The sequence below is a fragment of the Cryobacterium sp. Y82 genome (assembly GCF_002929495.1).
In the GTDB taxonomy this organism is placed as follows: domain Bacteria; phylum Actinomycetota; class Actinomycetes; order Actinomycetales; family Microbacteriaceae; genus Cryobacterium; species Cryobacterium serini.
On the sequence record NZ_PJJJ01000032.1, the window covers coordinates 161,297 to 175,845 of the forward strand.

General features: G+C 57.0%; 10 protein-coding genes. 8 read left to right on the forward strand and 2 right to left on the reverse strand.

Annotated features, from left to right (window positions below; translation table 11 throughout):
* Positions 1-68 precede the first annotated feature (68 nt).
* From CXY70_RS09625 to CXY70_RS09655, 7 genes are all read left to right on the forward strand, one after another.
* Positions 69-2,582 (forward strand): glycosyltransferase, encoded by a 2,514-nt coding sequence (locus tag CXY70_RS09625; RefSeq protein ID WP_104192140.1) that lies wholly within the window; start codon positions 69-71, stop codon positions 2,580-2,582.
* Between the two features lie 60 nt (positions 2,583-2,642).
* Positions 2,643-2,945 carry a hypothetical protein gene (locus CXY70_RS09630; protein WP_104192141.1) on the forward strand — a complete coding sequence of 101 codons (303 nt, stop codon included), beginning with the start codon at positions 2,643-2,645 and terminating at the stop codon, positions 2,943-2,945.
* Positions 2,942-4,504, forward strand: a complete 1,563-nt coding sequence (locus CXY70_RS09635) for a glycosyltransferase (protein ID WP_104192142.1) — start codon at positions 2,942-2,944, stop codon at positions 4,502-4,504. Before CXY70_RS09630 ends, CXY70_RS09635 begins: the two co-directional genes overlap by 4 nt.
* 102 nt (positions 4,505-4,606) lie before the next feature.
* Positions 4,607-6,652: a hypothetical protein gene (locus tag CXY70_RS17560; protein WP_146066102.1), complete on the forward strand. Its 2,046-nt coding sequence runs from the start codon at positions 4,607-4,609 to the stop codon at positions 6,650-6,652.
* A 360-nt stretch (positions 6,653-7,012) separates the two neighbouring features.
* Positions 7,013-8,710: a hypothetical protein gene (locus CXY70_RS09645; protein ID WP_146066103.1), complete on the forward strand. Its 1,698-nt coding sequence runs from the start codon at positions 7,013-7,015 to the stop codon at positions 8,708-8,710.
* Positions 8,711-9,213: 503 nt separating this feature from the next.
* Entirely contained in the window at positions 9,214-10,911 is a 1,698-nt protein-coding gene (locus CXY70_RS09650; protein WP_104192145.1) for a hypothetical protein, read from the forward strand.
* A 2-nt stretch (positions 10,912-10,913) separates the two neighbouring features.
* On the forward strand, positions 10,914-12,167 hold the full coding sequence (locus CXY70_RS09655) for a hypothetical protein (RefSeq protein ID WP_104192146.1): 1,254 nt from the start codon (positions 10,914-10,916) through the stop codon (positions 12,165-12,167).
* Here the strand turns inward: CXY70_RS09655 and CXY70_RS09660 are convergent.
* Together CXY70_RS09660 and CXY70_RS09665 are read right to left on the reverse strand one after the other, a co-directional pair.
* Positions 12,154-12,528 carry a DUF2304 domain-containing protein gene (locus CXY70_RS09660; protein ID WP_104192147.1) on the reverse strand — a complete coding sequence of 125 codons (375 nt, stop codon included), beginning with the start codon at positions 12,526-12,528 and terminating at the stop codon, positions 12,154-12,156. The genes CXY70_RS09655 and CXY70_RS09660 overlap by 14 nt on opposite strands.
* 6 nt (positions 12,529-12,534) lie before the next feature.
* Complete coding sequence (locus tag CXY70_RS09665; protein ID WP_104192148.1) at positions 12,535-13,266, reverse strand: glycosyltransferase family 2 protein; 732 nt, start codon at positions 13,264-13,266, stop codon at positions 12,535-12,537.
* 112 nt (positions 13,267-13,378) lie between these two features.
* On the opposite strand from CXY70_RS09665, the gene CXY70_RS09670 reads away from it, so the two are divergent.
* The gene (locus CXY70_RS09670) at positions 13,379-14,539 is read left to right on the forward strand and encodes a glycosyltransferase (protein ID WP_233205867.1); all 1,161 of its coding nucleotides are present in this window, start codon (positions 13,379-13,381) and stop codon (positions 14,537-14,539) included.
* Positions 14,540-14,549: the final 10 nt, after the last annotated feature.

The following is a 14,549-nucleotide window of genomic DNA, read 5'->3' on the forward strand; positions in this document are numbered from 1 at the left end:
TGCCGCGCCGTGCGCGCGCAGAACCGAGTTGACGCCATTTTTAGCTATCTATTTTGTGAGGTTTCACTGTGAAAAAGCGACGTACAGGTGTTGTATCGGTCGTGCTCGTCAACTTTCGAGGTGCTGAAGACACGATCGAGTGTGTCCAAGGTCTGGTGCAACTGGATTGGCCGTCGGAGCTGCTGGAAATCATCGTCGTGGAGAATGGATCCGGTGATGACAGCCTTGAAAAACTCCAAGGAATTGGCGAGCAGGTAACTCTGATCGAGTCCGCCGAAAACCTCGGATTCACCGGTGGTTGCAACCTGGGCGTAGCGAAGGCCACCGGCGAATTTATCGCGTTCCTGAACAACGACGCGAAGCCGGATTTGGGTTGGATCAGAGAAGCGATAGCCACCTTCGCTACTGGCAACAACATCGGCGCCGTCGCGAGCAAGGTTCTCGATTGGGAAGGTGACCGAATCGACTACGTCGGCGCCGCGATCACCTGGTACGGCATGGGGTATAAGCCTCATGCCGGCGAGACTGACCGCGGAGCCTGGAACGATGAACGAGACGTTCTGTTTGGTACGGGCGCTGCCATGTTTATCCGTGCATCCGTTTTCGAGCAACTCGGGGGCTTTGACGACAGCTTCTTCATGTTCTACGACGACGTGGATCTCGGCTGGCGGCTCAACCTTCTGGGATACAGGTTTCGATTTCAGCCGAAGTCGTTGGCCTTTCACAAGCACCACGCGTCAATGAACAAGTTTGGCAACTTTCGAGAGACGTACCTGCTCGAACGCAACGCCCTGTACACCCTGTACAAGAACCTTGATGATGAGTCCCTGGCACAGATCTTTCCGGGAGCGTTGCTGCTCGCAACACGACGCGCGATCGCGCGCGGCGAGCACGATTCCGCGTCTCTGGACCTCCGCGTTCCCGGCAACGATGATGAGCCGACTCTGCCGATTTCCAAGCAGACAATGGCAGGCATCTACGCGGTCGATCAATTCGTTGAGCTCCTTCCAGAAATGACAAAAGCTCGAGCCGATGTGCAAGCATCGAGAGCGGTGACAGATCGCCAGCTCAAACAACTCTTTGGCAATACTGACGAGCCTGCGTACCCCATTGAGAAGTACCTGCGCGGTTACGAGAAAATCGTCGACAATCTAGGCCAACTCACGATTGAGGGTCGTCGGCACATTCTTGTCATCACGGGTGACCCGGTAGGTCATCAGATGGCAGGTCCGGCAATTCGCGCCTGGAATATCGCCAAGGTGCTCTCCGACGAGCACGACGTTCGTTTGTTGAGCATGACGAAGGCCGTCGCTCTCGACGACGCTGTTGAGGTCGGCGTGATCGATCATCATCACCCGAACTCGGTCGTCGAGCACGAGAAATGGGCCGACGTCATAATCGTTCAGGGCCACGCACTCGCGCTTTTCCCCAGCCTTGAGACGTCAAGCAAGATTCTCGTTGTCGACGTTTATGATCCCTTGCACCTCGAACAACTCGAACAGGGCAAAGGCCAAACCTTGAAGGTGTGGAACAAGCAGGTGACCGAGGCGACGGACGCACTGAACCATCAGCTGCTTCTCGGAGACTTTTTCTTGTGCGCCAGCGAACGCCAACGACACTTCTGGCTTGGCCAGTTGTCCGCGCTTGGCCGCGTGAACCCCTATACGTATTCGCGTGACAACGATTTGGATTCCCTGATTGCCGAGGCCCCGTTCGGAATTCCGAGTGTCGACCCGGTACAGCGCAATCCCGCCCTGCGCGGAGTAGTGCCAGGCATCGACAAGGACGACAAGATCATCATCTGGGGCGGTGGCATCTACAACTGGTTTGACCCCGACACCCTCATTCGCGCCGTGGCCCAATTGGCCGAGCGTCATCCGACAATTCGCTTGTTCTTCATGGGCGTCAAACACCCAAATCCGGCCGTTCCCGAAATGGAAGCTGTGGCTGCAGCACGCGTTCTCTCCGAACAGCTCGAACTCACCGGCAAGCATGTCTTTTTCAACGAGTCGTGGGTACCCTACGGCGACAGGCAGGACTACCTTCTCGAGGCTGATGTTGGAGTGTCAACGCACTTTCAGCATGTCGAAACCACGTTCTCCTTTCGCACCAGAATTCTTGACTACCTCTGGGCAGGGCTACCCATCGTGACGACCGAAGGCGATTCGTTCGGTAGTCTCGTCGAGAAGGAATCCCTCGGGGCATCGGTGCCAGAACGTGACCAGGCTGCCCTAGAGTCGGCACTCGAACGATACTTGTTTGATGAAGAGGCCATAGCAGCAGCGCGTTCCAACGTACGCCGGGTACGCCAATCGTTCACCTGGGACAAAGCATTGGCGCCGCTGGTGGAATTCTGCCGCAACCCACAACAGGCCGCAGACAAGCAAGGCGCCAAGAAGGGTGGCAAAGGTAAGCGTGTAAAGGGAATTCCGAACGGCATCCCCAAAGCCAAGTCATCTCGGAGCACGGGACTCCGCCGTGACATTGAGCGCGCCGCATACTATTTTCAGCAAGGCGGTCCAACCGCTGTCGTGGAGCGAATCCGCGCACGCCAGGATCGCAATAAGGCACCCGCGCAGTGAGCGGTCCCGGCCACCAAAGTTAATTTTTCACCCTGGACACAAGTAATTGAGGATTAGAAAATGAATGCGGACGACACCGTTGGCCCCGACGACCTAGCCAACGAAGTGGCTCGACTCCAAGCGGAGCGCGATGTCTTGATCGCATCCATTCGAGATCTCACTCACGGTCAACTCATCAGCCGGGACCTCGAATTGGGACTTCGAGCCGAGCTGATGCAAGCCAAAATCGACCTTGGCCATGCTCGCGATCGTGGAGTACATGACCTCTACATGACTCGTCGATCGACCACTTGGCGTGTCGGCCGATTGGTCATGAAACCGGTCGTGTTCGGGCGTCGCGTTCTTAGACGAATCACCAAATGACCAGTCAGGGCCTCAGTCCACTTTTCTCGATCCTCACTCCCGTCTACGACACGCCGCTCAACGTGCTCTCAGACACAATCGAATCGGTACTCGCACAGTCGTTCACGGATTGGGAATTGATACTCGTCGATGACCTATCGCCGAATCCAGAAGTGCGGCGCGTGCTCCACGACGCTGCTCAACGTGATCCACGGATTCGCGTCATCGAGCGTTCAACAAACGGTGGAATTGTTGCCGCTTCGAACGATGCGATTCAGGCCGCTCGAGGTGAATTTCTGGCCTTACTCGACCACGACGACCTGCTTACAGTAAGCGCGCTTGAGTCTGTGGCCCTGGCGATTACGTCAAAAGCTGACGTCGACTATGTCTACTCCGACGAAGACAAGGTTTCTGAAGACGGCAAGTATTTTGATCAATTCGATAAGCCGGATTGGTCTCCGGAGCGATTGCGCGGTCAAATGTACACCGGGCATTTCTCGGTGCTTAGAACAGAGATTGTGCGCAATGTGGGAGGATTTCGTTCCGAGTTTGAGGGGTCTCAAGACCACGACCTCGTATTGAGAGTCACCGAACAAGCGCGCCAGATACTGCACGTTCGTGAGGTGCTCTATCACTGGCGGGTCGTACCCGGATCAACCGCTGAGTTGACAGACAACAAACCTTACGCTTGGGACGCCGGAGTGAGGGCCGTCGACGAACATCTGGCGAGGGTAGGCGTTGCCGGCCGCGCGACCCGGGGGCCCGTTCCTGGAACCTACCGGATAGAGCGCGAGCCTGATCTCGACAAATCGGTCAGCATTATCATTCCTACGCGCGGCACCGCCGGCGAGGTCTGGGGTAAGAACCGTGTTTTCTTGGTGGATGCTGTGACATCCGTTCTTGAGACCACGCAGCATCGCAACCTTGAGATCGTCGTTGTTTACGATGCTGACACCCCGGCTGACGTACTGGCCAAACTTAAAGAACTGGTGGGCGACCGGTTGACGCTCGTGCCGTTCTTTGGAACTTTTAATTTCAGCCGAAAGTGCAATGAAGGATTCTTGGCCGCTCGTGGGGAAGTGCTTCTCTTTCTTAACGACGACGTGCAGGCTCTCAGTGATGAGATGGTTGGCCAACTGATAGCACCTCTCAACGAGCCCGACGTCGGTATGACTGGCGCCATGCTCTATTTCGAAGACGGCGGTATTCAACACGCTGGACATCTGCACCATATGGGCCAGTTCTCCCACGCCTACCTGGGTGAACCGAGGGGAACGTACGGCGCATTCTCTTCGCTCTTGATTAACCGGGAGGCCTCAGGGCTGACGGCAGCGTGCATTGCCATGCCGCGCGCAGTTTTTCAAGAAGTGGGTGGATTCTCGGAACTGTTTCCTGGCAATTTCAACGATGTTGACCTCTCAAAGAAGGTCACGCAAGGGGGATACCGCTTGGTGTGGCTCGCAAACGTTGAACTCTTTCACTTTGAGTCACGATCTCGCAACCCGTTAGTGCACTCGTTTGAACAGAAGATGATAATCGACAGGTGGGCTGGTCCGCAGCGGGACCCCTACTTGGCCTGAATTTCATCTAATTCTTGCAGAAGGGTCCATTTGCGGACTTTTTTCGCGTAGCCTGATCGAGAGCTTTGTATTCAGTACATTGCCAGTAACGGAGTAACAAATATGCTGGCCAAATTGATGCGCGTTGTCATTGCAGTTGTCGTGACAAGCCTTGTCGCAGTCGTGACGGTAACTGTCCCTCAGAAAGCCGAGGCACTCACAGGTGCCGAGTTTAATCCGGGCTACATAATTTCCGACGCTCAGTTCTATGCGCGAGATGCAATGTCTCAGGAGCAGATTCAGGCCTTCTTGGACGCGCAGATTGGGACGTGTCAGAATTCGCTGTGTCTAAACGTTCTTCGTATCAATACGACAACGACAACTCTCTCCTTTGGAACGTGTGCCACGTATCCGGGGGAGGCGAACGAGTCTGCCGCGCGCATGATCTACAAGGTTCAGCAAGCATGTAATATTAGCGCCAAGATTTTACTCGTGACTCTGCAGAAAGAGCAGGGGTTGGTGACTAGTAAGGCGCCAACAGAGGCCGTCTTGCGTAAGGCCTTGGGCCAAGGCTGTCCGGACACCGCCCAGTGCGATTCCGCGTACTACGGCTTTTTCATGCAGGTCTACTCTGCGGCCCGGCAATTTGCTTGGTATGGCAATCCTGAGGGATCTCACACCTCAATCAAAGTCGGGCAGAGCAATCCAGTGCGATTTAACCCGAACGGCGATTGTGGATCTAGCAATGTTGTAATTCAGAATCGCGCCACTGCCTCTCTGTACTACTACACGCCGTATCAGCCAAATGCTGCCGCGCTGGCGAATCTTGGCGGGGTGGGAGATGCCTGTTCCTCCTACGGCAATCGGAATTTTTGGGTCTATTATAACAACTGGTTTGGCTCACCGAACCGTGAGGGAAACCCCATGGCGAGCCTGGACGTGCTCTCGTCCGTGCCTGGTGGCATTCGTTTGGCCGGTTGGGCGTTCGATCCCGACACTCGCGAGTCCATACAACTTCACGTTTACGTAAACGGTGTCGGCCAGGCTATCGTCGCCAGCAACACCCGAGAAGACATCGGTGCCATTTGGCCAAGCGTGGGGTCGGCCCATGGCTTTGACGCAGTCGTACCGGTGGCCGGCCCCGGAGCGCAACAAGTCTGCGTCTACGGGATCAACATCGGTCCGGGAGCTAATGTTCAGTTCACTTGCCAGACATTGCCGGGTATGACGGGATCGCCAAGTGGAGTGCTCGATTCGGTAACCGCCAGTGTCGGCACGATTACGGCCACAGGATGGACCTTTGACCCGGATACGGCTGCGTCCATCCCCGTTCACCTTTATGTGGACAACTCGGGCGGAGCCTACGTGGCAGACGACGCTCGGTCAGACCTCGCGCAGATCTACCCTGCCTATGGCGCCAACCACGCGTACTCGCGCACAATTCCGGCGGCCGGAGGCATCCATACCGTGTGTGCATACGGTATCGATATTGCGGGGCTTGGCAGTAACAGGCAGCTCGGGTGCAAGACAGTCACTGTTCCTTCGGGATCACCGTACGGCACGCTCGACGCCGTCTACGTGAATCCCGGAACAATAACCGCTACCGGCTGGGTCTTCGACCCTGACTCGACGCAATCATCTCCTGTTCACGTTTACGCTGGAGCGAATGGGACTTCAGGGGTTGCGGATCAGCTTCGTCCCGACGTTGGGGCCCTCTACCCCGGATATGGCAATAATCACGGTTACTCGGTTACGATGCCGGCCACACCCGGTGTGCAGACTGTTTGCAGTTACGGCATTGACATCGCGGGCGCAGGCTCCAACCGCAGTCTCGGCTGCCGAACTGTCACTGCAATGAGCGGTTCGCCCGTCGGCGTTGTCGATTCAATCTCTGCCAGTGGCGGAGTGATCTCGGCCTCGGGCTGGGCATATGATCCTGACACCGCTCAACCCATTCCGGTGCATATCTACGTTGACTCCGTTGGGACCGGGGTTACAGCGTCGAACCCACGTGCCGACCTGGGGTCCATTTATCCCGCATATGGTCCGAACCACGGATACGCTACACGCATCGCGGCGGCGCCCGGAACTCACAACGTGTGTGTGTATGGAATTAATATCGGGCCCGGATCGAACATGCTCCTCGGCTGTAAGTCCGTCATTAGCTAGGTGCTCTATAGAAGGCTGGCGCGAGGTTTTCGGTTAAGTAGCGTACTGCGCGATCGCGTCGAGGGAGTCTACGAACGTTTTGTCACTGTAAGTGCGTTCGGCCTGCCCAATTGGCGTGTAATGCTATGGTTCCCAGCGGTTCTTCTTCTCGGTACTGTCTTCATGGTCGCGCTGGGACTCAGCGGTACGTCGTCGGGTGCGCACTGGGTCAATCTTGGGACGGGTGCGGATCCCCGACTACTAGAGGGTGTACCCCGACCGATTCGTTCCGACGAATGGCTCGTTGCACAAGGATGGGTAGTCTCTCAAAGTAACCACGGTTTTCCGGCTGTGAATCCGGGTTTTCCCGGCGGCATGGACATGACCGTGCTCAACGAGTTGCCGAGTTGGGACTGGTCGTCGCTTTTCCGTCCCCATATGTGGGGATACCTGCTATTTGGGCTCGATGCCGGCGTTGCGTGGCAGTGGTGGATTCCCGCACTTGCCTTGGTCAGCGGATGCTACGTCTTCGTCGTCTCCCTGCTCCCGCGCCGACCGCTAACAGCGGCACTTATCGCTCTCGCACTGTTCTTCACGCCGATGCTTCAGTGGTTCTACACCCCGAGTTCGTTCTGGCCCGTCGCCTGGCCGCTCCTGGCAATGACCGCACTCGTGTGGATTTTAAACGACAAACGCCGGTGGGTGCGCTACTTCTGGGCCGTCCTCACGGGCTACACAGCGGTCACAATGGCCATGGGGCTATACGTTCCCTTCATTATTCCGGGAATGATGGTTTTTCTCGCTTTCGCGATCGGATACTTGTTTCGGGTGCGACAGCAAGAAGGAGCGACGCTCTGGACCGTGTTGGCAAGGCTCGCCCCGTTAGCCGTGGCAGGTCTTGCGGCATTAGCCGTGACCGGCATTTGGGCAGCGACGCGGTTTAATACGTTTTCTGCAATCCAAAACACGGTGTATCCGGGTCAGCGCGTGGAGCAGACCGGGGCGCTGCTCTCCCGCGACCCACTCCTGACGGGCATCGCGGGTGCGCCCTGGAATGAATCACTAAAGTCACTTGGCATTACCCTTCTCGGTGGCAATTCATCCGAGGGATCGTCAGTCATTCTGCTGTGCGTCTTCGTTCTGCCGGGTTTGCTGTGGTTTGCACTCAGGTCTCTCGGGCGCAAGCGCGATCGCGACTGGTTGCTGATTTCGTCCCTTGTGGGAATCGGGTTCATCGTCGCGTACCTGTTCGTCCCGGGCTGGGATGCTCTGGCTCAACTGATGCAATTCAGTCGAGTACCCGTGGAGCGGTTTAGAATCGGACTGATCGTGCTGTTGCCACTCGTCGCGGTGCTCACGATTGAGCAGGTCGGTCGATCAAGTCGTCGATTGCGTCTGCTTCTTGCTTTGCTTTGCTCTGGCACAACGGCCGCGTTGCTCTTAAGCCTTTGGTTCAAATTCAAGACTCTCGACCCAAATGTACTTGCCTACGCCCCCTCGTGGAAGATCGTCGCCGTGCTGCTGGTCTCAACAGTATTCTTCCTGTTCTTGCGCCGGGGGGCAGTCCTAGCTGCCGCGTGTCTATTGACCGTTTCCCTGCTCATCAGTTGGGGTGTCAACCCCATCTACAAGGGTGTGTATGACTTAAGCAGTACCGAGATTGGGCTAGCGGTGCACGACGAGAATTCTCGTGACAAAGGAACGTGGATTGGGACAGGCACGTACGAAACCATGGCCGTTTTGGTGCAAACGGGTGTACCGACCCTAAGCGGTGTCCAAACGTATCCCCCAAAGGAGATGTGGGAGAAGATCGATCCATCTGCCAAGTTTGAAGACAAGTGGAACCGCCTCGCCCGTGTTGTGTGGACTCTGAAGACCGGCGCGATGACGGTCGATAATCCAGCCCCGGACGTCATCGAGGTGACGGTCGATCCCTGCTCTCAGTTCGCGCAGGAGAACATCAAGTATGTGTTGTCCGACATTGACGATGCCACCGAGGAATGCTTGGTTCCGACGCAGGCGGTGCAGCAAGGTGCGCGCCCCATGCAGATTTTCGAGGTCGTACCGTTCTCGGGGTGACGAGCGATACGCGGGGCAGGGCCGAAGATTTGATATTCTCAAGAGTGCTCTTCTGCCGGCCCGAGCCGTCGACGGACTGAACCTGGCGGCGCGAGCGCTCTGCCTGGCTCAGAGTGAAGTACTGCCGCGTTTTGTTGAGGAGTTCAAGCTAGATGCATTCGGTTAGTCGCGCGGGGATTCCTAGCGCATTAGTTGCTGGTCTTCGAGATGCGTACGGGCGATTCGTCCTACCGGGCCTTAGCGGGTTGCCGAACTGGCGGGTGCTCCTGTGGTTCCCGTTGGCAGCTGCCGTCGGCTCGGCTATCCTCATCGTGCTGGGGATTAGCGGAACCTCATCAGGAGCCCACTGGGGTGCACTCGGTGTCGGCCCTGACCCGCGCTTGCTTGAAGGTGTTCCACGCGGGATCAGGTCAGACGAGTGGCTTGTGCAACAGGGGTGGGTAGTCTCGCAGGTGAACCGAGGCTTCCCCCCGATCAATCAGATGTTCCCCGGCGGAACTGACATGACCGTGCTCAACGAGTTACCTTCCTGGGACTGGTCGTCAATTTTTCGCCCGCATCTGTGGGGGTACCTATTCTTTGGACTAGACGCCGGCATGGCTTGGCAGTGGTGGATTCCCGCCTTGGTCTTAGTCTCCGCCTGCTACATGTTCGCTGTCACCCTGATGCCGCGCCGTCCACTCACCTCAGCTTTTCTGGCAGTGGCTGTGTTTTTCACTCCCTTTCTGCAGTGGTGGTACACGCCGAGTTCCGTAATGTCGGTTGGGTGGCCACTCTTGGCCATGGCTGCCGTTGTCTGGATTTTGGTCGATGATCGACGCTGGGTCCGCGTCGTCTGGTCCATTGCTGTTGGCTACTTCGCAATCACTCTCGCGATGGGGCTCTACGTTCCGTTCATCATTCCCGGCTTGATGGTTTTCATCGCGTTTGCCGTCGGATATCTGTTCCGTGCACGCCCGTGGGCGATCGGTGGCGCGAGGGCAACGTGGGGACGTTTAGCTCCGCTCCTTGCGGCGGGCGTTGGCGCCATCGCGGTCACGGCGATTTGGGCGGGGACACGGATCTCGACGTTTAATGCGATTCAGTCCACCGTCTATCCGGGCCAACGATTTGATCCGACCGGAAGCCTGATTGTGAAGGACCCTTACCTCGCGGGCATCGGCGGTGCACCCTGGAGTCAGGCGTTGAAATCCACGTCAGGAACGACGATCCTGGGCTTGAACTCATCCGAGGCTTCATCCGTTATCCTCCTCTGCTTCTTCGTATTGCCGGGACTCCTGTGGTTTGTACTGCAATCGCTGAGAAAATCACAGCGGACGGACTGGCTCCTTATTTCAGTCCTGGCCTGCCTGGGACTCATCTTGGCTTACCTGTTCATTCCGGGGTGGGACGAGCTCGCCCATATCATTCAGCTTGACCGGATCCCTGCTGAGCGATTCAGAATTGTCTTTGTCGTGCTGCTGCCGCTGGTCGCTGTCTTGACGATTGAACACATTGATCGATTCGGCGGGCGGGCGAATTTGATCGTTGGGGCCGTGTGCGCAGCGTTCACCGCCGCTATGATTCTCGGCACCGCACTTCGAATTCGGGAACTTGACTCCGCTGTACTCGCGGCGGCTCCGTCATGGAAAATCATCGCCGTTCTCTTGGTTGTGGCCACGCTGCTGCTGTTTGTGAAGAGCAGCGTTCCCGTGGCAGTGGCGCTGCTGCTAGCCGCATCTGTGGTTATGAGCATTGGCGTGAACCCGCTGTACCGCGGAGTGTTTGATCTCAGCGAGACGGCGACTGGAACTTCAATCGAGGAGTCGAACGATGAGGATCCCGGGACGTGGGTCGGCGTCGGTTCTTTCGAGGCGATGGCGTTATTGGTCGAATCTGGAGTGCAGTCACTGAGCGGAGTGCAAACATACCCGAGTAAAGAAATGTGGAGTGCGATAGATCCGTCCGGCAAATTCGAGACTGAATGGAACCGCCTGGGGCACGTACAGTGGGCCTTCGGGGCGGGAGAACCCACCGTTGTCAATCCGCAGCCCGATGTTATTTCCGTGACCTTTGACCCGTGCTCAACTTTTGCCCAAGAGAATGTTAGCTATGTGCTGACAGACGGTGCTCCGAATGAAAGTTCATGTTTGGTAGAAAACGCTGTGATTCCGCAGGGGACGCTCGTAATGAGAGTCTACGAAATTGTGCCAGGAAACTAGCGATGCCCACTCCGCTGAACAAGAAAAAGCTCTCGGGGTTCACCCAATTGTTGTTGGCAACGGCCATCGCTGGAGTTGCGGGTTATGTCATCACGTGGCTCGTGCCCCGGCAAGTAGGATTCAGCGCGTACGCCTCATTTGCAATTTTCTGGTCGTTGCTATTCTTTATAGTCAGCGCGCTATCAGGAATTCAGCAAGAAGTAACACGCGCCACGAGGCCGCGAACCGATCAGACGCTTCGGGCTCGGCATCAGTCTGTTGCCTTTGGAGCCGGGACAGCAGTGATTACCTTCGCGGTGATCGTTGCAACTGCGCCCGCCTGGGTGAACACAGTTTTTCCAATAAATTCGTGGCAGCTTGTTTGGCCGCTCGCGGCAGGGGCGGCGTCGTATGTTCTCGTGGCCGTGCTCGGTGGGTCGCTGTATGGAGTCTCCCAGTGGAGCGCACTGTTTTGGCTTATCTGTGTTGAAGCGACGCTTCGCTTCGTTGCAATAGCAGTCGCACTTATCTTCACGTCGGATATCGTTGCGTTGGCCTGGACGATCGCAGCGCCGTATACATTGACGCTGTTGGTGTTGTGGCCGCGAATGACCCGTAGTTTGGCGGGGAAATCTGAACTCGACGTCAGCCTGTATCGGCTCTGCGGAAACATTTCGCGAACCATTGTTGCGGCAGCGTCGATGGGTCTGATGGTCAGCGGTTTTCCTTTTGTGTTAGGTCTCGCGTCCGTCGGTGAACCAGCCGCTTTGTTGGGGCTGTTGATCCTCGCCGTTACGCTCACGAGGGCGCCGCTCATTGTGGTGATGATGGCGCTGCAGAGCTACCTGATAATTCACTTTCGAGATCTCGGAGACGCGGTTGGGGCACGGGTCTTTAAAATTATCGGGCTGCTCGGTGCCCTGGCCGTGGCTCTCGCACTCGTCGGTTGGTGGCTCGGGCCCGTCGTATTCGAGTTTCTTTTTCCGGGCGAACTCGTTCCGGAAGGATGGTTGTTGGCCGTCCTCGTAGCGTCATCGGCACTTATGGGGGCGCTCTGCGTGACTTCGCCAGCACTGCTGGCTTCCTCTCGTCATACCGTGTACAGCGTGGGATGGCTCCTAGCGGCTGCAACTACCGTCGTCTGCCTTCTGCTCCCCTTAGATCTCGTCGCCAAGACCGTGCTTTCGCTACTCGCCGGGCCGATTTCGGGTCTGCTAGTACATGGGAGCTACCTGGCCATAGCCAGGCGACAGTCCGGTGTTCTTAGTCAGTCGTAGTCTTGTTGGAAGCCTGATTCTCAAGATCGCGGAGTCGAAGGTCCTGCATCGCAACCGATTCGGCAAGGGTGCGAGACTTGCTCTCAAGTACCGTGAGCTCAGCACTATGTTGCAAGCAAACGAGAACCAAGATTGCAATGCTGACAAAGAAAACGAGGTTCGTTGGCACATCAATACCAACGACCTCGGATGCCCACTCCAGCGTTTTCGGAAACACGCCAACGATCAATGCCATCGTGCCGGCAAACAACCACCACATGGCGTGTCGCTCACGGAGCTGGCGACGGCGAAGTAATTCCACAACTACGGCCAAGGCAACGAGCGCTGACAGGATGCCGAAAATGTAACTAGTGACTGTCATGTCAACCTACTTTGTGGAAACGGCAAATGATGAAGCCGGGCGGACGAGTGCGAAAACCAAAGCCACCCCGGCGCGGCCTAGGTAGGCCGCTGCTTTAAATGGATTATGCGACGGAACGCCGCCGGCCCTCGGCCGCATGGAGACAGGAATCTGCTGAACGATCAGACCGGCGCGGGCAGCAATCACCAGCGCTTCGATAGTGTCACCCAGGTACTCAGCGGGGTAGTGGTCTGCGAACAGCCGCACGGCGCGAGGTCCCGAAGCACGAAATCCGGAGGTCGTGTCAGTGAGCTCGGTTCGCGCGGTCCGGCTCAGCGTGAATGCCAACACCTGCATGGCCCAGCGTCGCGGTCCGCGAACTTCATACTCACCTTCGCCGGCAAACCTGGCGCCCAGTACGAGGTCTGACGATTCAAGGGCATCTAGGAGCGCAACAACGCTGGCCGGATCGTGCTGTCCATCGGAGTCAATTTGAACGACGTTCCGGAAGCCGTTCGCGAGCGCGTACTTAAAGCCAACGCGCATCGCGCCTCCGACGCCCAAATTGAACGGCAAAACGGCTACGCGCGCGCCAGCCCGAGACGCAACGGCAAAAGTACCGTCTGTCGAACCATCGTCGACAACCAGGCACGCGATACCCGGAAGTGCACGTTGAACTTCATGAATTACTTGGGCGATGGACTCCTCCTCGTTGAGGGCAGGCATGACAATTAACGTCTGCGCAAAGGGGGAAGTCACTTTGCAAGCATATCAACCACTGTGCAAAGGTCAGGGTCGCCGCGAGTTCGTACCGTATCGTTAAGCAACCGTCGTCGAAAGGCTTTTCTTGCGCATTCTATTTGTCCATGAGGTGAACTACACCACCAAGGTCATCTACGAGATGCACGAATTCCCCGAGCTGCTCGCACTCAAGGGACACGATGTGACCTTCTTTCACTACCCAGAGCTTCCGACGGTTCCGCACAGGTCGGTGAGGTCGACGAAGGTAAAGATCACGGGGCGGGCCTATCCGGAAGCCGAAATTCAGCTCGTCACCCCGGCAACCTTCGGGGGGTCCCCGGCCGAACGGTATCTCGCGCCGCTGCTCGGACTGCCTGCTCTGCGGTCGGAGATCCGTCACGGCGCGTACGACGTGATCGTGCTTTACTCCGTGCCGACAACGGGGTGGCAGACGGTTCGGATCGCCGCAGGGGCCGGCGTGCCCGTCGTCTTCCGGGCGTTGGACGTTTCGCATCAAATACGCAGTAGTCCGGTGTCACGCCTGATTCGATTAGCGGAAAAGTACATTTACAAAAATGCCACGCTTTTGTCAGCCAATAATCCAGCGATGGCTGACTACTGCGTCGAAGTGTCGGGCCGGACTGGTGCCACAGTCGTGAATGTTCCGCCAATTGATTTGTCTCACTTCGCAGATGCCGTCGTGGGCGATCTGCGCGATGAGCTCGGACTTCGTGCGGAGAACAAAGTTGTGCTCTACATGGGGAGTTTCTTCAGCTTCTCCGGCCTTGACATCGTCTTGGAAAAAATGGCGGAAGAATTCGCACGGCACCCCCTGTTGAGGTTGGTGCTCGTGGGCGGTGGAGACCTTGACGAGAAGCTTCGAGCGCGCTCGCGCGAATTGGGGATTGCTGATCAGGTGATCTTCACCGGCGTTGTTCCATACGCACGTCTCCCCGCATACCTAAAAGTCGCAGATGTAGCAATCAATCCGTTCGTTCCGCAATTGTTAACGAATGTCGCCTTTCCGCACAAGGTGCTGCAGTACATGGCCTCCGAGATTCCGACAGTGTCGACGTCACTGACCGGGCTGCGCGGAGTGCTGGGCGACGATTCTGGCGTTACTTGGGTTGACCAACCCCACGATGTAACGGCGGCCGCCATCGAGCTAGCCTTCTCAAGCCAGGATGTGCGTCAAAAGGTCGCCGACAGGCAACGTGAGTTCATTTCATCGAACTTCTCGAAGGAGACCGCGATTGCCTCCTTCGAACGCGCGTTGGAGGGCGTGCTCTAGACTTGAATTC

What these genes read in the sequence shown, in the direction of transcription:
- CXY70_RS09655 (WP_104192146.1), top strand. Translation starts at nt 10,914, where the DNA reads ATGCCCACTCCGCTGAACAAGAAAAAGCTCTCGGGGTTCACCCAATTG.
- CXY70_RS09645 (WP_146066103.1), top strand. Translation starts at nt 7,013, where the DNA reads ATGACCGTGCTCAACGAGTTGCCGAGTTGGGACTGGTCGTCGCTTTTC.
- CXY70_RS09660 (WP_104192147.1), bottom strand. Translation starts at nt 12,528, where the DNA reads ATGACAGTCACTAGTTACATTTTCGGCATCCTGTCAGCGCTCGTTGCC.
- CXY70_RS09635 (WP_104192142.1), top strand. Translation starts at nt 2,942, where the DNA reads ATGACCAGTCAGGGCCTCAGTCCACTTTTCTCGATCCTCACTCCCGTC.
- CXY70_RS09630 (WP_104192141.1), top strand. Translation starts at nt 2,643, where the DNA reads ATGAATGCGGACGACACCGTTGGCCCCGACGACCTAGCCAACGAAGTG.
- CXY70_RS09650 (WP_104192145.1), top strand. Translation starts at nt 9,214, where the DNA reads ATGACCGTGCTCAACGAGTTACCTTCCTGGGACTGGTCGTCAATTTTT.
- CXY70_RS17560 (WP_146066102.1), top strand. Translation starts at nt 4,607, where the DNA reads ATGCTGGCCAAATTGATGCGCGTTGTCATTGCAGTTGTCGTGACAAGC.